The 18,547-nt window shown below is 70.1% G+C and carries 13 protein-coding genes; 9 read left to right on the forward strand and 4 right to left on the reverse strand.

Annotated elements, in window-relative coordinates; genetic code table 11:
• Positions 1 to 168: 168 nt before the first annotated feature.
• On the reverse strand, positions 169 to 831 hold the full coding sequence (locus IEV93_RS10795; RefSeq protein ID WP_188489511.1) for a DUF4352 domain-containing protein: 663 nt from the start codon (positions 829 to 831) through the stop codon (positions 169 to 171).
• Positions 832 to 991: 160 nt separating this feature from the next.
• Here IEV93_RS10795 and IEV93_RS10800 point away from each other — a divergent pair, with 160 nt between their 5' ends.
• Both IEV93_RS10800 and IEV93_RS10805 read left to right on the forward strand, forming a co-directional pair.
• Positions 992 to 2,227: a sensor histidine kinase gene (locus IEV93_RS10800; RefSeq protein WP_229705031.1), complete on the forward strand. Its 1,236-nt coding sequence runs from the start codon at positions 992 to 994 to the stop codon at positions 2,225 to 2,227.
• A 38-nt stretch (positions 2,228 to 2,265) separates the two neighbouring features.
• On the forward strand, positions 2,266 to 2,913 hold the full coding sequence (locus IEV93_RS10805; protein ID WP_188489515.1) for a response regulator transcription factor: 648 nt from the start codon (positions 2,266 to 2,268) through the stop codon (positions 2,911 to 2,913).
• 9 nt (positions 2,914 to 2,922) lie between these two features.
• Here IEV93_RS10805 and IEV93_RS10810 read toward each other — a convergent pair whose 3' ends face one another.
• A complete protein-coding gene (locus tag IEV93_RS10810; protein ID WP_188489517.1) occupies positions 2,923 to 3,750 on the reverse strand; it encodes a glycine-rich protein in 828 nt (275 codons plus the stop codon).
• Between the two features lie 304 nt (positions 3,751 to 4,054).
• On the opposite strand from IEV93_RS10810, the gene IEV93_RS10815 reads away from it, so the two are divergent.
• From IEV93_RS10815 to IEV93_RS10835, 5 genes are all read left to right on the forward strand, one after another.
• Entirely contained in the window at positions 4,055 to 5,482 is a 1,428-nt protein-coding gene (locus tag IEV93_RS10815; RefSeq protein WP_188489519.1) for a nitrate/nitrite transporter, read from the forward strand.
• A 24-nt stretch (positions 5,483 to 5,506) separates the two neighbouring features.
• Positions 5,507 to 8,020 (forward strand): nitrite reductase large subunit NirB, encoded by a 2,514-nt coding sequence (nirB, locus tag IEV93_RS10820; RefSeq protein WP_188489521.1) that lies wholly within the window; start codon positions 5,507 to 5,509, stop codon positions 8,018 to 8,020.
• A 121-nt stretch (positions 8,021 to 8,141) separates the two neighbouring features.
• Positions 8,142 to 8,507, forward strand: coding sequence for a nitrite reductase small subunit NirD (gene nirD / locus IEV93_RS10825; RefSeq protein WP_188489523.1), 366 nt, complete (start codon positions 8,142 to 8,144; stop codon positions 8,505 to 8,507).
• Positions 8,504 to 9,673 carry a uroporphyrinogen-III synthase gene (locus IEV93_RS10830; RefSeq protein WP_229705032.1) on the forward strand — a complete coding sequence of 390 codons (1,170 nt, stop codon included), beginning with the start codon at positions 8,504 to 8,506 and terminating at the stop codon, positions 9,671 to 9,673. The genes nirD and IEV93_RS10830 overlap by 4 nt, the downstream gene beginning before the upstream one ends.
• Positions 9,666 to 10,379, forward strand: coding sequence for a sirohydrochlorin chelatase (locus IEV93_RS10835; protein ID WP_188489525.1), 714 nt, complete (start codon positions 9,666 to 9,668; stop codon positions 10,377 to 10,379). The genes IEV93_RS10830 and IEV93_RS10835 overlap by 8 nt, the downstream gene beginning before the upstream one ends.
• Positions 10,380 to 10,544: 165 nt before the next feature.
• On the opposite strand, the gene IEV93_RS10840 is transcribed toward IEV93_RS10835, so the two are convergent.
• Both IEV93_RS10840 and IEV93_RS10845 read right to left on the reverse strand, forming a co-directional pair.
• On the reverse strand, positions 10,545 to 10,853 hold the full coding sequence (locus IEV93_RS10840; RefSeq protein WP_188489527.1) for an MGMT family protein: 309 nt from the start codon (positions 10,851 to 10,853) through the stop codon (positions 10,545 to 10,547).
• A 3-nt stretch (positions 10,854 to 10,856) separates the two neighbouring features.
• Complete coding sequence (locus tag IEV93_RS10845; RefSeq protein WP_188489529.1) at positions 10,857 to 11,651, reverse strand: alpha/beta fold hydrolase; 795 nt, start codon at positions 11,649 to 11,651, stop codon at positions 10,857 to 10,859.
• A 121-nt stretch (positions 11,652 to 11,772) separates the two neighbouring features.
• Between IEV93_RS10845 and IEV93_RS10850 the strand changes: the two genes are divergently transcribed.
• Both IEV93_RS10850 and IEV93_RS10855 read left to right on the forward strand, forming a co-directional pair.
• A complete protein-coding gene (locus tag IEV93_RS10850; RefSeq protein WP_188489531.1) occupies positions 11,773 to 15,147 on the forward strand; it encodes an ATP-dependent helicase in 3,375 nt (1,124 codons plus the stop codon).
• Positions 15,140 to 18,547 carry an ATP-dependent helicase gene (locus IEV93_RS10855; protein ID WP_188489533.1) on the forward strand — a complete coding sequence of 1,136 codons (3,408 nt, stop codon included), beginning with the start codon at positions 15,140 to 15,142 and terminating at the stop codon, positions 18,545 to 18,547. Before IEV93_RS10850 ends, IEV93_RS10855 begins: the two co-directional genes overlap by 8 nt.

The following is an 18,547-nucleotide window of genomic DNA, read 5'->3' on the forward strand; positions in this document are numbered from 1 at the left end:
GTTGGGCCATTGTTGCGCCCCTGTGGGCCGCAGCGCGATCGTGAGAACCGTTGCAGCCCATCAGATGTGCACGTCGGCCCAACGCTGAGGAACGTCGGCCCAACGCGTGGGAACGTCGGCCCAACACGGAGGAAAGTCGACCCAGCACGGGGTGGGTGCGACGCTGTCTCATCGCAGCGACACCGTCGTCCCGCCGGAGAACACCGAGTCGTGCAGGTCGATCGACGCCGGCGTGGTGCCCGCGGGGACGTCGTAGACGATCGTCACGTCGAGGCTGTTGCCCGGGTTGATCTGCTCGTAGAAGATGGCGCCGTCGTTGAACGAGATGGTCGCCCCGGTGTCGGCGGAGAGCTGTGAGCCCGACGGCGTCACCAACTTCTGCGCAGAGACATCGAGGCTCTGCGCCTCGTCGCCGGTGTTCCGGACGGTCAGGTCCACGAGTGTGTAGGTGCCCTGGGCGCGCTCCTGCAGAAACTCCGGTCCGACGGTGGTGCCGCCGTCACGCACCGCGCGGACGGTGAACTCGAACTTGCCGTCACGCACCGGCCGGCCGATGCCCGGGAGCGCACTGGCCGGTGCCTTCGCCGACGGGTCCGCGGCCGAACCGTTCCCGGCCGCCGCCGAGGCGCCGGCGGCATCGGGGGCGGGGTCGCCGGCGCCGGAGTTCCCGCCACTGGTGGCGACCGAGATCACCACGATGACGGCGACGAGACCGCCGAGACCGGTCAGGAACTTGTGCCGGGAGAACCAGCTCTTCTTCGGGGCGGGCGGCGGCGGTGCACCGTAGGGGCTCTGGCCGTAAGGATTCGGGGGCTGGGGGTTCTGGTTCATCGGATTCCTCTCGCGGTGCGTGAACGACCCGACCAGCAGACCCCGCCGACCACGACGCGCGCCTCGGCCGAGAGGTCGTGGTGTCTCCTCCTTTCGGTCGGGACACAGCGCCCGATCGACCGATCCCGCGATGTCCGTCGGTGCCCGTACTGTCCCCACCATGACGGCGGTGAATGCAATGGGTGCGAGGCCGGTCACCGGCCCCCACGCGACCCTGCGCCGCCGCGCCGCGACCACCGGCGTGGTGGCGCTGAGCCTGTTCTGCACGATGATGGCGGCGACTCTTGCGGGCACCGCGCACACCCCGGTCTGGAATGTCGCATTCGGTTGCGTGCTGAATCTCGTGGCCGGCGTCGGACTCGTCTGGCGCCACCGCGCGCCGTGGGTTGTGCTGGCGATGGCCCTCGCCGGTCCGCTGTTCTTCGCCACCGACGCGACTGCGGCATTGATCGCGTTGTTCGCGGTCGCGTCCCACGTTCGAGACCGCAGACTCGTCGCCGCATCCGTGGCGGTGTACGCCGCGTGCGCGGTGTCCCTCGTCTACGACTCGTTCCGGCGCCGCGATTACTCGGTCCTCACGATGGGTGTGCAGATCTCCGACGGAGAGTCCGTCCCGGAATGGAATGTCCCGGTCTGGGTTCCGTTCGTGGTCGCCGCCGTGTTGGTGGGGGCGGTCCTCGCGCTGGCACTGCTGCGTCGGGCGCGGTCGGACCTCGAATCGGTGTCGTCGACACTCGACCGCACCACGAAGGAGTCCGTCGTCATCCGCGAGGAGATGATCCTCGCCGCCGAACGTGCGCGGATCGCCCGGGACATGCATGACACCCTTGCCGCGACGCTCAGCCGTATCTCGTTGATCGCAGGCGGTTTACAGGTGAGCAGCGCCGACGGGCCGGAGCGGGTGGCCAACACGGCGTCACTGATCCAGAGGACGGCCCACGACGGGCTCGACGAGCTCAAACGGATCATCGGAGTCCTGCGGGGCGAGGGTGATCCCGGCCGTCCCACCGGCAGCCAGAACCTCGACGGGGTGGCCGATCTCGTCGGATCGGCGCGGAACGCGGGCGTGCGCGCCGCCCTGGTCGTCGACGTGGCGCCTGGCCAGGTGGGCCACCTGTGCAGCCACGTCACCTACCGCGTCGTGCGGGAGTCGTTGACCAACGCCCAGCGCCACGCCCACGGCGCGCCGGTGTCGGTGGTGGTCCGCGGGGACCCGGCGACCGGGGTCCGGGTGGAGGTGCGCAACCCGATGGTGCCCACCATGGTGCGCGTCGGTGGCACCGGAACCGGACTGCGAGGTGTCGCCGAGGAGATCCGCCAGATCGGTGGGACGTTCGACGCCCGCGAATGGGCGGGGGAGTTCGTGGTGACCGGCTGGTTGCCCTGGCACAGCTGACCGCCGATGTCGGACAGGGCGTTTACCATTCGCACACCATGACCTTTGCAGCGGAGATCGCCGTCCTCGTCGTCGACGACGACCCCATGGTCCGTCGCGGTGTCACCGACATCTTCGGGGCCACCGCCGACATCCGTGTCGTCGCCGGGGTCGACGACGGCGACCAGGTCCTCGACGCGGTGGCCACGTACCGACCCGATGTCGTCCTGATGGACCTGAAGATGAAGCGGCTCGGCGGTCTCGAGGCCACCGAGGCGTTGATGGCGCTTCCGCAGCCACCCAAGGTGATCGCCATGACGTCGATGGACCTCGACGACGTGGTCACCGCGTCGATCGCGGCGGGCGCCCACAGCTTCCTGCGCAAGGACGAGGCGCCGGAGACGTTCCACCAGGCGGTCCGGGTCGTGGCGGCGGGCAACACCCTGTTCAGCCTGGAGTCGCTCCGGGAGATCGTGGGGCGCGAGCGTCGAACCGTACCCGCGCCGGCGCTGCGATCACTCACCGCGCGGGAGCGCGAGGTGCTGGTCGAGTTGGCCTCGGGTGCCACCAACGGGGAGATCGCCGGGCGGCTCTACCTCGGCCAGACAACCGTCAAGTCACACGTCTCGTCCATCTCCACGAAGCTCGGCACACGCAACCGGGTGCAGATCGCGATCGAGGCGTTCCGCGCCGGCGTCGTCGTCTGACGGCTCGCGTCAGCTACCGAAGCAGAACGGGAAGCACGGTCCGGGGTAGCTGATGGTGACCTGGGAGCCCGACGGCGTGAACACCGGTGACGGGACGCCGGGGAAGCTCGATCCACCGCCGCCACCACCGTTGCCGAATCCTGCGGAACCGCCGAAGAATCCGCCGCCTCCGCCGCCACCCGCGCCGACAGCCTTGCCGCCGAAGCCGAACCCACCCACACCGGACCGGCCCGCGGGGGTCGCGGGATTGGACAGCCCGCCGGGGCCACCGCCGGCCGCGCCGTTGTTGCTGTTGCTCTCACCCGGGCGTCCGCCGTCGCCGCCGCGGCTCGCAGCGGTCGTACCGCCGGCACCACCGGCCACGATCAGCCGCGACTTGAGGGACGCGAACGACGACGCCGGGCCGCCGACCGTGCGGACGTCGCTCGCGCCACCGCCACCGGCGGGACGACCCGCGCCGCCGCCGTTGTAGCCACCGAGGGCCAGCTGACCGAACTGCTTGGCCGTCTGGCCACCGCCGCCGACGTAGACGAACAGACGCTGGCCGCCGCGAGCGGGGATGTAGGTGGTGATCTTCGACGCGACCGTGGGGCGGCCCTGGATCGCGCCGCCGCCACGGGCGCCGGTCGCGGTGACCAGTACCCGGTTCAGGCCGCGCGGGACCACGAAGGTCTGCGAGGTACCGGTGTAGGTGAAGGTGCACCGGATGGTGGCCTGGAACGGCGCCTGCGTGCACCCTGCGGGCAGCGCGGCGGCCGCGGGGCCGACCCCGAGGATCGTTCCGGCGAGGGCGATGACGCCGGCACCTGCGACAGCGACGACACGATTTCTGATCATGAACCCCAACCCTGGTGTGTTTCGGTGGTGAGCTAGCTCACCGTACGTCAAGGAACGATAACGGATCGGTGATTCCGGTCCGCAGGTCACTCGCCGAAACGCGCTACGCGCGACGCGAGCGCGCTCGAGGTCGGACGGCTCACGCGGGTCGGTGCACCGGGGTGAGCAACTCGTGACCACGCGGACACGCGCTGACAAGTCGACGCAACACCGGCTTCCTACGGTTGCGCCATCAACCGACGCCACGTCGGTCCGGCGCGGTGCTCCACCGCGTCACGCAGCAGCTCGGACGAAAGGCCACGGCGTGACCACACCAGCCAGCACCCGCAAGCACTACATCACCGACTGGGATCCCGAGGACCGTGAGGCCTGGGACAACGGAAACGACAAGATCGCCAAGCGCAACCTCATCTGGTCGGTGATCTGCGAACACGTCGGGTTCTCGGTGTGGTCGCTGTTCTCCGTCCTGGCGCTGTTCATGGGCCCCGAATATGGCATCACGCCCGCGCAGAAGTTCACCATCGCGGCCACCGCGACCTTCGTCGGTGCCCTCCTGCGTATTCCGTACACGCAGGCGACGGCGAAGTTCGGTGGTCGTAACTGGGCGATCTTCAGCGCCATCGTGTTGTTGATCCCCACCGGCCTGACGATGATGCTGATGCTCAACCCGGGTGACTTCGGGTTCGGGTGGTTCCTGTTCGTCGCAGCTCTGACCGGCTTCGGTGGCGGCAATTTCGCGTCGTCGATGACCAACATCAATGCCTTCTATCCTCAACGCCTCAAGGGCTGGGCCCTGGGCCTCAATGCGGGTGGCGGCAACATCGGCGTGCCGGTGGTGCAGCTGGTGGGTCTCGCGGTGATCTCGGTGTCGACCGGGCGCCCCGAGATCGTCTGCGCCATCTATCTGGTCGCGCTGGCGCTGGCCGGAGTGGGCGCCGCGTTCTACATGGACAACCTCGACCACCAGACGTCCAGCGCCAAGGCGATGGTCGATTGCCTCAAGCATCGCGACACCTGGCTGATCTCGCTGCTCTACATCGGCACATTCGGGTCGTTCATCGGTTTCGGTTTCGCATTCGCCCAGGTGCTCAACATCAGCTTCACCGCGTCGGGCGCCTCGAAGCCTGCCCTCGCCGCGGCCCAGATCGCCTGGCTCGGTCCGCTGCTCGGTTCGGTCAGTCGTCCCTACGGCGGCAAGCTCGCCGACAAGATCGGCGGCGGCCGAGTCACCATGTACTGCTTCGCCGCGATGGTGGCGTCCTCGGCGATCCTCGTCGTCGCCGGCACGATGTCCGACGCCAACGGCAAGAAGATCGGCACCGGCGAACTGGTCGCGTTCATCGCCGGCTTCATCCTGCTGTTCCTCATCTCCGGCGTCGCCAACGGCTCGGTGTACAAGATCATCCCCGCTGTGTTCGAGGCCAAGGCGAAGGCAAACGCCGGACTCAACGCCAAGGGCAAGGCCATCTGGTCGCGGTCGATGTCGGGTGCGTTGATCGGTATCGCGGGTGCCTTCGGTGGACTCGGCGGCGTCGGCATCAACCTGGTGTTGCGACAGAGCTACCTGTCGAACAAGTCCGCGACGGCCGCGTTCTGGGTGTTCCTGCTCTTCTACGTTGTCGCCGGTGTTGTCACCTGGTGGTTCTACGCCCGCGGCGAGAAGACGGACAACGCGGTCGCAGCACAGAGGGAAACCGACCCGGTCGGGTCGACTGACTCCGCGCTGGCCTGAGCGACCCGTCAACCAAAGGGACAGATGAGCAACAACACCGTCGTGGTCGTCGGTCACGGGATGGTCGGACACCGATTCGTGCAGAACCTGCGTGAGCGGGATGCGACCGACCAGTGGCGGGTGGTCGTGGTCTGCGAGGAACCCGACGCGGCGTACGACCGCGTGGGACTGTCCTCATACGTCAGTGCGTGGGATCGCACGGCGCTGGCGTTGGTGGGCAACGACTACCCCGGCGATGATCTCGTGGAAGTCCGACTCGGGGAGTCGGTGACCGCGGTCGATCGGGCGAGCAAGTCGGTGACGACCTCGGCCGGTGTCGAGATCCGTTACGACGCTCTGGTGTTGGCCACCGGGTCGTACCCGTTCGTGCCACCCATCCCCGGCAAGGACCTCGACGGGTGTTTCGTCTACCGCACCCTCGACGACCTCGACGCCATCCGCGCGGCAGCCGACGCGGCGGGACCCGGTGCGACCGGCGTGGTCGTCGGTGGTGGTCTGCTCGGGCTCGAGGCGGCCAACGCCCTGAAGCTGATGGGCCTCTCGCCGCACGTGGTCGAGTTCGCGCCGCGACTGATGCCGCTGCAGGTCGACGCGGGTGGCGGCGCGCTGCTCGAGAACCTCGTCACCGAGCTGGGGCTGACGGTGCACACGGGTGTGTCCACGACCTCGGTGCAGGCGTCACCGTCGGGCGGGCTGACAGTCACCCTGAGCGACGACTCGACCATCGACGCCGGACTGCTCGTGTTCTCCGCGGGCGTGCGACCGCGTGACGAACTGGCCAGGGCCGCTGGTGTCGGCGTGGGGGAGCGTGGCGGCGTGCTCACCGACAGTGTTTGTCGCACCGACGATCCCGACATCTTCGCGATCGGTGAGGTCGCCGCGGTCGAGGGTCGGTGCTACGGCCTGGTCGCGCCCGGGTACAGCACCGCCGATGTCGTCGTCGATCAGTTGCTCGGGGGATCGACCACGTTCGCCGGCGCGGACATGTCGACCAAACTCAAGCTCCTCGGGGTCGACGTGGCGAGCTTCGGCGACGCGATGGGCGTCACCGAGGGCGCACTCGAGATCGTCTACAGCGACCCGGTCGCGGGCACCTACGCCAAGGTCGTCGTCTCCGACGATGCGCGGACCCTCCTCGGCGGCATCCTGGTCGGCGACGCGGACGCGTACGCACTGCTCAAGCCCATGGTCGGCAGCGAGATCCCCGGCGACCCCGGCGATCTGATCGCACCGTCGTCCTCGGGAACGGCGTCGGGTCTGTCCGCACTGCCCGACGCGGCCGAGATCTGTTCGTGCAACGCGGTGTCGAAGGGCGCGATCTGCTCGTCCATCGCCGACGGCGCGTGCGACGTCGGAGCGGTCAAGTCGGCGACCTGCGCAGGCACCACCTGCGGTGGCTGCCTCCCCAGCATCAAGAAGCTGCTCGCCGAATCGGGTGTGGCGCTGAGCAAATCGCTGTGCGAGCACTTCACGCAGTCCCGCTCGGAGCTCTTCGAGATCGTCTCCGCCACCGGTGTCCGCACGTTCTCCGGACTCATCGAGCGGTACGGCACCGGGACCGGTTGCGACATCTGCAAACCCACCGTCGCGTCCATCCTCGCGTCGACCTCCAGCGATCACATCCTCGACGGCGAGCAGGCCGCGCTGCAGGACACCAACGACCATTTTCTGGCGAACCTGCAGAAGAACGGCTCCTACTCGGTGGTGCCGCGGATGCCCGGTGGCGAGGTCACCGCCGACCAACTGATCGTGATCGGGCAGGTGGCCAAGGACTTCGGGCTCTACACCAAGATCACCGGTGGACAGCGCATCGACATGTTCGGTGCCCGCGTCGAGCAGCTGCCCCAGATCTGGCGCCGTCTCGTCGACGCCGGGATGGAGTCCGGACAGGCCTACGGCAAGAGCCTGCGGACGGTGAAGAGCTGCGTCGGCACGAGTTGGTGCCGCTACGGCGTGCAGGATTCGGTGGCGATGGCCGTGCGACTCGAGCAGCGCTACCGGGGACTGCGGTCGCCGCACAAGATCAAGTTCGGGGTGTCGGGCTGCGCCCGCGAGTGCGCCGAGGCCCGGGGCAAGGACGTCGGCGTGATCGCGACCGAGTCCGGCTGGAACCTCTACGTGGCCGGCAACGGCGGTCAGAGTCCGGTGCACGCCCAGCAGCTGGCCTCCGGACTCGACGACGAGACCCTCATCGCCTACATCGACCGCTACCTGATGTTCTACATCCGCACCGCGGACCGACTGCAGCGCACCGCGCCATGGTTGGACTCCCTCGACGGCGGGCTCGAGCACCTCCGCGACGTCGTCTGCGACGACAGCCTGGGTATCTGTGCACAGCTCGAGGAGGCGATGGACGCGCACGTGGCGGGCTACCGCGACGAGTGGTCGGCGGTGCTCGCCGACGACGAGAAACTCAAGCGGTTCGTCTCGTTCGTCAACGCGCCCGACGAGTCCGATCCGACCATCGGCTTCGACGACTCGTCGGGGCGCAAGGTGCCGGTGCTGCTCGGTTCGCCGACCGTCCCGGCGAGGTCCTGAGCCTGCCGGGGTGATCCCACCTGGCGGTTTACCGCCGACCGACACGGGCGAAACACCCCATTCACATCTGCTGACCACACTGGAGGGCGGCGATCACACCACCGCCGGAGGAGTTCTCACCATGACCGTCATCGACCAGCACGACACCGACACCGCGACGCGGGTGTGGACGTCAGCATGTGCGTTCGACGATCTCGTCCCCGGCCGCGGTGTCGCGGTACTGCTGCCCGACGCCATCCAGGTGGCGTTGTTCCGGATGTCCGACGACCGGCTGTACGCGGTCGGGAACGTCGATCCGTTCGGGCGGGCCGCCGTGATGTCCAGGGGTCTCGTCGGAGACCGCGCCGGCGAGCCGACCGTGGCGTCACCACTGCTCAAGCAGGTGTTCTCGTTGCGTACGGGTCGGTGTCTCGACGACGACACGGTCGAGCTGGGCATCTACGAGACCCGTGTCGTCGACGGAACCGTCGAAGTCTGTCCCCGGTGACCCCCACGCCCGTCCCCTGCCCGACCGACCGGCCGCTGGCCGGGTTCACCATCGGGATCACCGCCGCTCGACGAGCCGACGAGTTCGAGGCACTGCTGTGCCGCCGCGGCGCCGAGGTGATGCACGCTCCGGCGATCCGGATCATCCCGCTGGCCGACGACGCCGAACTCGAGCGCGTGACCGCCGACATCATCGCCTCGCCACCCGACGTGGTCGTCGCGACGACCGGTATCGGCTTCCGCGGCTGGATGGAGGCCGCCGACGGGTGGGGCATGGCCGAGAAGCTCGTCGACGCGCTCGGGAAGTCGACCGTGCTCGCGCGGGGTCCGAAGGCGAAGGGGTCCATCCGCGCCGCCGGGCTGCGCGAGGAGTGGTCGCCGCCGAACGAGTCGTCCAGCGAGGTGCTCGACCATCTACTCGATCAGGGTGTCGACGGCGTCCGCATCGGCGTGCAGCTGCACGGTGCGACCACCGAGTGGGAACCGCTGCCGGATCTGTGTCAGGTCCTCCGCGAGGCAGGCGCGATCGTCGTGCCGATCCCGGTCTATCGGTGGACACCGCCCGACGATCACGGTCCGATGGACCAGATGATCACCGCGGCCATCGATTCCGACATCGACGCGATCACCTTCACCAGCGCGCCCGCAGTGGCGTCGATGCTGGGACGAGCACGCGACACCGGTGTCCTCGACTCGCTGCTACACGCCCTGCGGACATCGGTGCACGCCATGTGCGTGGGCGCGGTCACCGCGGGACCGCTGCACGAACTCGAGGTCCCCACACTGCAGCCCACACGCTTTCGTCTCGGGGCATTGGCCCGGCTGATCGCCGACGAACTCCCGCGCCGCGCACAGGTGCTGCGGGTGGCCGGACACGACGTCTCGATCCTGTCGCGCAACGTCGTCGTCGACGGCGAGGTGCGATCGCTGACCAGCGCCGGACTCGCGCTGCTCAAAGGGCTCTCGCGGATCCCGGGTCGTGTCGTGTCGCGTCAGGCGCTCCTCGCCGAGCTGCCCGGTGGCGGTGACGACACCCACGCCGTGGAGACGGCGATGGCACGGCTGCGCACGGCGCTCGGTGATCCGAAGATGGTGCAGACCGTCGTGAAACGGGGATATCGACTGTCGGTCGATCTCGAGTACGACGACGAGGGTGACGATGACTGATCCGGCCGCTTTCCCACCGCACATGACGCCCGTGCTGGTCGCGCACGGAACACGTTCGGCCGCTGGGGTGTCGGTGGTCGCGGCGATCGCCGACCTGGTCTCCGAGCGCATCGGCCGTACGCGGGTCGCGTTCGTCGACGTACTGGGCCCCAATCCGTCCGACGTCCTGGCCGAACTCGACGGACCGGCGGTGGTGGTCCCCGCCTTCCTCGCCGCCGGGTACCACGTCCGCAAAGACCTACCCGAACACGTCGCTCGCAGTGGACATCCCGACGTCACCGTCACCCCGAGCCTCGGTCCGGATCCGGCGCTCGCGCATGTGTTGCACCGGCGTCTGATCCAGGCCGGGTGGCAACCCGGTGACGCGGTCGTCCTCGCCGCGGCAGGGTCGTCGGACGCCTCCGCGTGTGCCGACGTCGGCCGCGCCGCGGGACAGCTCGCCGATCTCGTCGGGGTTCCGGTCGAGGTCGGGTTCGTCACCACCGCGTCGCCGACGGTGCCCGAGGCGGTCGCCACCGCCCGTGCCCACGGCAGCGGGCGGGTGGTCATCGCCGCATACCTGTTGGCGCCCGGTCTGTTCCACACGCGGTTGTCCGACTGCGGCGCGGACGGGGTCACCGATCCGCTCGGCGCCGACCCGGCCATCGCCGATCTGCTGGTGAGCCGCTTCGTCGCCGCCGCGGCGTCGGTGTCGAATTCGCGCTGACCCCGCGCCCCGCTGTTGGGCCCTCGTTGTTCGCTGTTGGGCCCTCGTTGTTCGCTGTTGGGCCCTCGTTGTTCGCTGTTGGGCCACTGTCGGCCGCCACCTGGCAACGACGGCCCAACCCGCGGGAACGACGGCCCAACCCGCGGGAACGATGGCCCGACCGCGTCAGGGCGGGCTCGGCGGGCGATGACGCGCCGTCGACATCTGTACCCGTCCATCGGTGATGACGACCCCTTCGGCGCGCAGGGCCTCCAGCTGGGTGGCGCGCAGATGCGGTGCAGGACGGCCCGATACGCCGATCACCCGGTGCCATGGCAGGTCGATCGAATCGGTGCGCATGATCCAGCCGACGATGCGCGGACTGGACAGGTCCGCGGCCTCGGCGAGGTCGCCGTAGGTCGACACCCGTCCGTACGGGATCTGTGCCACGAGGGCGCGCACCCGTTCGACCTGTTCATCGGTGATCGGCGCCACCGATCACCCCGCGGCGACCGACGCGACGGCGTCCCGGATGAACCGTGCGGTCAGTTCGGGCCGCGACAACGGCACCATGTGGTCGCAGTCCTCGTGGTGCAGGATGAACCGCTCGCCCTGCTGCGCGGTCAGATCGGCGATGAACGACGCTGGCGCATAGGGCGGTTGGACCTTGTCGGCCACCACCAGGCGGACGTCGATGTCGGGCGCCGGCAACACGTACGGACGCGCGAGTTCACTCCAGGTCGTCGTGACCGCGGCGAGATGCACCCGCCACGACATCCGACCGTCGGCGGCCACGAGCAGATGCTCGGCGACCTCGGCGTCGAGGAGCTCCTCGGGCACCTCCCACCACGCCTCGGCACGTTTGCGTTCCCGCGCGTCCTGCTCGTCGCGCAGATACCAGCTGTCGAGGGTGGCCGCGGCCACCTCCGACATGACCGCGCCGTCGAGTCCGATGGCCGGATCCAGCAGGACCAGGCCGGCCACCCGGGACGGCTCGACGCGGGACAGATGGATCGCCAGCGCGCCGCCGAAGGAATGGCCGACGACCACCACGGGGCCGTCGACGTGGGTGTCGAGGACCTCGATGATCGCCGCCACCTGCGCCTCGATCGTCCACGGCGCATCCCACGACGAATGGCCGTGGCCGAGCAGATCGGGGGCGACGATCCGCAGTTCCGGCAGGTGATCGTTCGCCAGGGTCGTCCACCGCCTGCCGTGCCCGGTGATGCCGTGCAGGGCCAGTACCGTGGTCCCGTCGGCCGGTCCGAACACCGGCACCGTCAGAGCTGTCATGGTGGAGATCATGCCGGATCCACGACGCCCCGGGGCTGTCGCACCGTCGTGATCTGATCGGTGTGCACGGGCGAGCAGGATCGACCGGGGAGGCACACATCGAGCACGCGGGAGGGACCACATGACGCAGCCGTCACGGGGATCGTCGCCGCGGCGTGTCGAGGTCCGGGCCACTCTGGTGGCACCCCCACGACCCACCTCGACCGCCCACGAGTGGAACCCGGACGCGGCCGCGCTGATCGCGGGGACCGCACCGATCGAGGCAGACGAACGGTCGGGCTGGCACCCGTTCCGGGTCACCGGCGGTCCCGGGACAGGCAAGACCGCCCTGCTCACCGACATCGCAGTCGCGCGCCTCACCGATCCCGACACCGACCCGGAGTCGGTGCTCGTGCTGGCCGCGAACCGTCGCGCCGCGTCCCGGCTACGGGAGCAGATCAGCGCCCGCGTCCTCGACGCCTCCTCGGATCGCAGTGACCTGAGGCGGTCGACGCGGGAGCCGTTGGTCCGCACCGTTCACTCCTATGCGTTCGCGGTGCTCCGACTCCAGGCGGCCGCGCACGGGAACCCGCCGCCCCGCCTGATCACCGGGTCCGAGCAGGACGCCGTGCTGCGCGAGCTGCTCGCCGGCGACATCGACGACGGGGCACGGCACTGGCCCGAGCGGCTGCGACCGGCGCTGAGCACCGACGGCTTCGCCCAGGCGCTGCGCGATCTGATGATGCGCGCCGCCGAGCGCGGCATCGGGCCTGAAGGGCTCATCGCCCTCGGGCGCGAACACCGCCGCGAGGAATGGGTGGCCGCGGGGATCGCCTACCGCCAGTACGAACAGAGCATGCTGCTGCGCGGTGCCGTCGGGGTCGAGGCGCCGCAGGCGTCGGCGCCTGCCGTCGACGCCGCCGAACTCATCGGCTCCGCACTCACGGCACTCTCCGGCGACGCGGTGCTGCTCGACCGGGAGCGCGCCCGGATCCGGCACCTCCTCGTCGACGACGCCCACCACCTCGACCCGCACGCCGCGGCACTGGTCCGCCTCGTCGGTACCGGCACGGAAGTCACCGTGATCGCCGGCGACGGGGATCAGTCGATCTACGGATTCCGAGGCGCGAGTTCACGTTTCCTCGACACCCTCGTGCCGGCGGGCGGCGACCATGACGTCGTCCTCGAACTCAACCACCGCAGCGCTCATGGGGTGGCCGCGGTGGGTGCCGGTATCGCCGCGCGACTTCCCGGCGCACGCGTCCACCCGCCGACACGGGGCGTGCGTTCCGACACCGAGACCGGCGGTCGGTCCGCGGTGACCGTCACGTCGTATTCGTCGGCGGCCAAGGAGGCGACAGCGGTCGCCGACGCGTTGCGGCGCGCGCACCTGTTCGACGGTGTCGCGTGGTCGGACATGGCCGTCGTCGTGCGGTCGGTCCCGCGAGCCATCGCACCGCTACGACGTGCCCTGCGCTCGGCCGGTGTCCCGGTGGTCACCCCGGCGACCGAGATGCCGCTGCACCGACAACGCGCCGTCGCCGCCCTGATGACCGTCCTGCGTGCCGTCGACCACCCACTCGACGCCGAGGAGATCGTCGAACTGCTCACCGGCCCGGTGGGCGGCGCCGATCCCACCGCGCTGCGCCGGCTGCGCCGCGGTGTCCGTCGTGTCGACACCGAGATGCGTGACGCCGATGCCCCACAGCGGGATTCGCTCGACATCGTCGTCGACCTGGCGGCGTCCGACCGCGCATCGGCGCAGCCGCATCTGGATGCACTGACCGCGACCGAACGCGGATCGCTGGAGCGCGTGCTCGACGTGCTCGACGCCGCGCGCACCGCCGCCCTGCGGGGTGGCGGGGTGGAGGACGTGTTGTGGTCGGCGTGGCAGGCCACAGGGCTGTCGCGTCGGTGGTCGGCGACTGCGTTGCGGGGTGGCCCCGGAGCCGATCAGTCCGACCGCGACCTCGACGCGGTGGTCGCGCTGTTCGACGTCGCGGCCAGCTTCACCGACAACCTGCCCGCCGCGACCCTCGGCGCGTTCGTCGAGCACGTCGGCAAACTGCAGATCCCGGGGGAGGCGCCGCGGCGCAGCGCGATCTCCGACGCGGTCACCATTGTCTCGGCGCACGCCTCGGCCGGACGTGAATGGGAGGTCGTGGCCGTCGCCGGTGTGCTCGACGGGCTGTGGCCGAGCCTGCGCAGCCGCGGGAGCATCCTCGCCACACAACAACTGGTCGACCTGCTCGACGGGGTGGCCGCCGAGGGCATCGACACAGTCTCCCGCTCGGCGGTCGCCCTCGCCGAGGAACGACGGCTGTTCCTGGTCGCCTGCTCCCGCGCGCGCCGACAACTCCTGGTGTCCGCGGTCGACGACGGCAGCGGGGATTCCGCGCCGTCGCGGTTCGTCGTCGAACTGGCCGCGGCCCTCGGCGCCGATCCCGACGCCACCGATGCGCCGCCGGTGTCGGCCGACGAGTTGTTGCCGGTGGCCCCTGCGGTGCAACGGATCCTGTCGCTGCCGTCGCTGGTGGCGACCCTGCGCGCGCAGGTGTGTGGTCCCGACCCGCATCCCGCCGCCGCCGAACTGCTGGCCCGTCTCGCCGACGCGGGTGTCCCGGGTGCGCACCCGCACGACTGGTACGGGCTGCCCGAGACCAGCAGCGAGGTGTCCCTGTGGACCCCGGAGCGCGGGCCGGTGACGTTGTCGCCGTCGAACATCGAGGCGCTGCAGCGGTGTTCGCTGCGATGGATGCTAGAACGCAACGGCGGCCGCGACGGTGACAAGGTGCCTGCGGTCGCCGGGACGCTGGTGCACACCCTCGTGCAGGCCGTGGCCGGCGAGATCGACCCGGCCGACGTGACCGGCGCCCTGCGTCGCGTGTGGGACCAGGTCGATGTCGGTGCCGACTGGTTCTCCGCGCACGAACTCGACCGCACCGAGGCCATGCTCACCCACTTCGCGGACTGGCTGACCCACTCGCGTGCCGATCTCGACGAGATCGGGGTCGAGGTCGACGTCGACGCGGTGCTCCCACCTGCGGCGGTGGACCCCGACACCGATCCGGCCGACGACCCCGTCGCCGGTGTACCGATCCGGCTGCGCGGACGCATCGACCGGCTCGAACGCGACCACGCCGGTCGGCCGGTCGTCGTCGACGTCAAGACCACCAAGACCGCGGCCACCGCGGCCGACGCCGAGGTGCACCCGCAGCTGGCCACCTACCAGCTCGCACTGCACCTCGGTGGAGTGCCGGAGGTCGGGTCGGCCGAACCCGGTGGTGGGCAACTGGTCTACGTCAACACCGCGTCGAAGAAGACCGGGGCCGCCGTGCGTACGCAGTCGCCGCTGACGCCCGATCAGGTGCAGGAGTGGATCGAGGTGGTTCGTTCGGCCGCGCGGGCGAGCATCGGACCGCGGTTCGTGGCCACCATCAACCCCGGCTGCGGACACTGCGGACTCGCGGCGTCGTGCCCGGCGACCCTGCGCGGCAAGGCGGTGACCGATGACTGACCAGGTCACGACCGATCGCCCGGCGGGTGCCCGGTCCATCTCGGCGCGGTCGCTGTCGGCCGCGCTCGGGCTGCCACCACCCACCGACGAACAGGTCGCGGTGATCGAGGCCCCGATGGAGCCGGTGCTGGTCGTCGCCGGGGCGGGCGCGGGCAAGACCGAGACGATGGCTGCGCGCGTCGTCTGGCTGGTGGCCAACGGGATGGTGTCGCCGGACGAGATCATCGGACTCACGTTCACGCGCAAGGCCGCCTCCGAGCTGGCCGCGCGCATCCGACGCCGACTGGCGATGCTGGCCGGGTCGGCGGCGATGATGCTGTGGGATCCGGACGGCTCGATGCGGACCCTGCTACGCAGCGCCGACCCCGAGGTGAGCACCTATCACGCCTACGCCGGACGTCTCATAGCCGACTACGGCCTGCTGCTGCCGGTCGAACCCGCGTCGACGCTGCTGTCGGAGACAGAGCTGTGGCAGTTGGCCTTCGGTGTCGTCACCGGGTGGACCGACGACCTGCAGACCACCAAGACCCCTGCGGGCGTGACCGAGGCGGTCCTCACGCTCTACTCCGACGCGGCCGAGCACCTCGTCGACCTCACCGACATCGCCGAGGCCGGACTCGACCTGCACCGGCTCGTCGACACCCTGCCGCCGGGCAAGCGTCAGCGCGCCGAGCCGTCGCAGACGATGCGGTCGGTGCAGGACGTGATCACCGAACGACACCGGTTGGTGCCGTTGGTCGCTCGGCTCGCGCAGATCATGCGTGAGCAGAACGTCCTCGACTTCGGCAGCCAGATGTCGTTGGCCGCGAGGCTGGTGCGCGATCACCCCGAGGTGGCCGCCGCCGAACGGCAGAGCATCCGGGCGGTGCTGCTCGACGAGTACCAGGACACCGGGTTCTCCCAACGCATCCTGCTGTCGACGCTGTTCGGTGCCGGTCTCGACCCGACCGCGAAGAACACCTCGATCGCGGTGACCGCGGTCGGTGACCCCATCCAGTCGATCTACGGGTGGCGTGGCGCCTCGGCGGCCAACCTGCCCCGCTTCGCCCACGACTTCCCGTCCACCGACGGCACCCCCGCGCGGCGGATGGAGCTGCTGACGAGTTGGCGCAACCCCGGCACGGCACTGGTGTTGGCCAACCAGATCTCCGAACAGCTGCGCGCGTCGGGCATCCCGGTGTCCATCCTGCGAGCCCGCGACGGCGCTCCGGACGGCGACGTGGAGGTCGCGCTGTTCGACACCGTCCTCGACGAACGCAGCTGGGTGGCCGACCGGGTGTCGGCCGAGTACGCCGCCGCCGAGCGCGCCGGGGAACCGGCCCCGACGACCGCGGTCCTCGTCCGCCGCAACGAGGACTCGGCGCCGCTGGCCGCCGAGCTCGAGAGCCGCGGCATCCCGGTCGAGGTGGTCGGCATCGGTGGCCTGCTGCACGTCCCGGAGATCCAGGACGTCGTGGCGATGCTGCGACTGATGGCCGACCCGATGGCGGGTAGTGCGGCCATGCGACTGCTCACCGGGGCCCGATGGCGGCTCGGCGCCGCCGACCTCGCGGCACTGTGGCGCCGTGCGCGTGAACTCGCGGCCGTCGAGTTCGCCGCGGTGACCGGCTCGGTGACCTCGGCGCAGGCCCTCGACGACGCTCTCGACGCGGCGCTGCCCACCGACGCCGTGGACCAGGCCGGTCTGGGCGACGCCATCGCCGACCCCGGCGACAAGTCCCACTACAGCCCGGAGGGCTTCCGAAGGGTGAGCGCGTTCGGCGCGATGCTCGACGGCCTGCGCCGTCGGATGGGGCAGCCGTTGCCGGAGCTCGTCGCCGATGTCGAGGCCACCCTCGGGGTCGGCATCGAGACCCAGATCCGTGCTCGACGGATGCGCGGGAACATCACCGGCCGTGAGCATCTCGACGCGTTCGCCGAGCACGTGTCCGGTTACGCCGAGCGGTCGGCGGCGACGCTGCCCGGTCTGCTGGCGTTCCTGGAGTCGGCGACGCTGATCGAGAAGGGCCTCGCGCCCGGTGCGGTCGAGATCGCCGAGGAGCGCGTGCAGATCCTCACCGTGCACGCCGCGAAGGGACTCGAGTGGGACGTCATCGTGCTGCCGCACCTGTGCACCAACATCTTCCCGGGTGGCCGCTCGGACGGCACCTGGCTGGGCAGCGCGCGCGAGTTGCCCGCGCATCTGCGCGGCGACCTCGCCGACGCCACCGGCGTGGGTTTCCCCCGGTTCGACACCGAGGGCGTGACCGACCGCAAGGAACTCGAGACCGTCATCGACGAGCACAAGCAGGCGCTGCGCGACCGGCGACTCGAAGAGGACCGCCGACTGCTCTACGTCGCACTCACCAGAACGAAACGACGACTTCTGATCTCGGGTCATCACTGGACGCCGAGCAGCCCCAACCCCAAGGGGCCGTCGATCTTCCTGCAGGAGATCCACGACATCGTCGCCGACCTCCTCGACGCGGGCGAACCCATGGCCGGTCTGCGGATCGACCGGTGGGACCCGACGCCGGAGGAGTCGGCGGAGAACCCGTTGGCCGCGCACGCGGTGGCCGCATCCTGGCCGCGTGATCCACTGGGCGAGCGTCGATCACAGGTCCGTGCCGGTGCCGACCGGGTGCTCGCGGCGCTGCGACGTCGTGGCCAACCGGCCCTGTTCGACACCGACGTCCTGGGAACCGGCGCCGAGGTCGCGACCGAGCCGATGGATCCGGAGGTCGACGAGTGGCGCCGCGAGGTCGACGCGTTGCTGAGCGAGCGGGCGGGTATGAACTCGATCGATCTCGAGGTCGCGCTGCCGCAGCATCTCTCGGTCTCAGACCTCGTCGAGCTGGACCGTGACGAGGCGGCGTTCGCCCGTCGGCTGCGGCGACCGATGCCCTTCAAACCCAACCGTCTCGCCCGTCGTGGGACCGCGTTCCACGCCTGGGTGGAGCGTCGGTACGGCGCGACCCGCCTGCTCGACATGGACGAGTTGCCCGGCGCCGCCGACGCGACCGCCGGCTCCGACACCGACCTCGCCGAACTCCGCGACGCATTCCTGCGGTCGTCCTGGGCGGCGCGGAGCCCGGTCGAGGTCGAGGTGCCGTTCGAGACCGTCATCGGCGACACCGTCGTCCGGGGTCGCATCGATGCGGTGTTCGCCGAGCCGGGCGGCGGCGCGGTGGTCGTGGACTGGAAGACCGGTGCGCAGCCCGATGCGGCGCAACGTCATTCGGTGCAGATCCAGTTGGCCGCCTACCGCATCGCCTGGGCCGAGCTGAGCGGTGTGCCGGTGGAGTCGGTGCGGGCGGCGTTCCACTACGTCCGATCCGGCGTCACCGTCGAACCCGACGACCTGCCCAGCCGCGACGAACTCGCCCGACTGCTCGGCGCCGCGGCGTCGGCCCAGGAGTGA

Source organism: Williamsia phyllosphaerae, assembly GCF_014635305.1.
Taxonomy (GTDB): domain Bacteria; phylum Actinomycetota; class Actinomycetes; order Mycobacteriales; family Mycobacteriaceae; genus Williamsia_A; species Williamsia_A phyllosphaerae.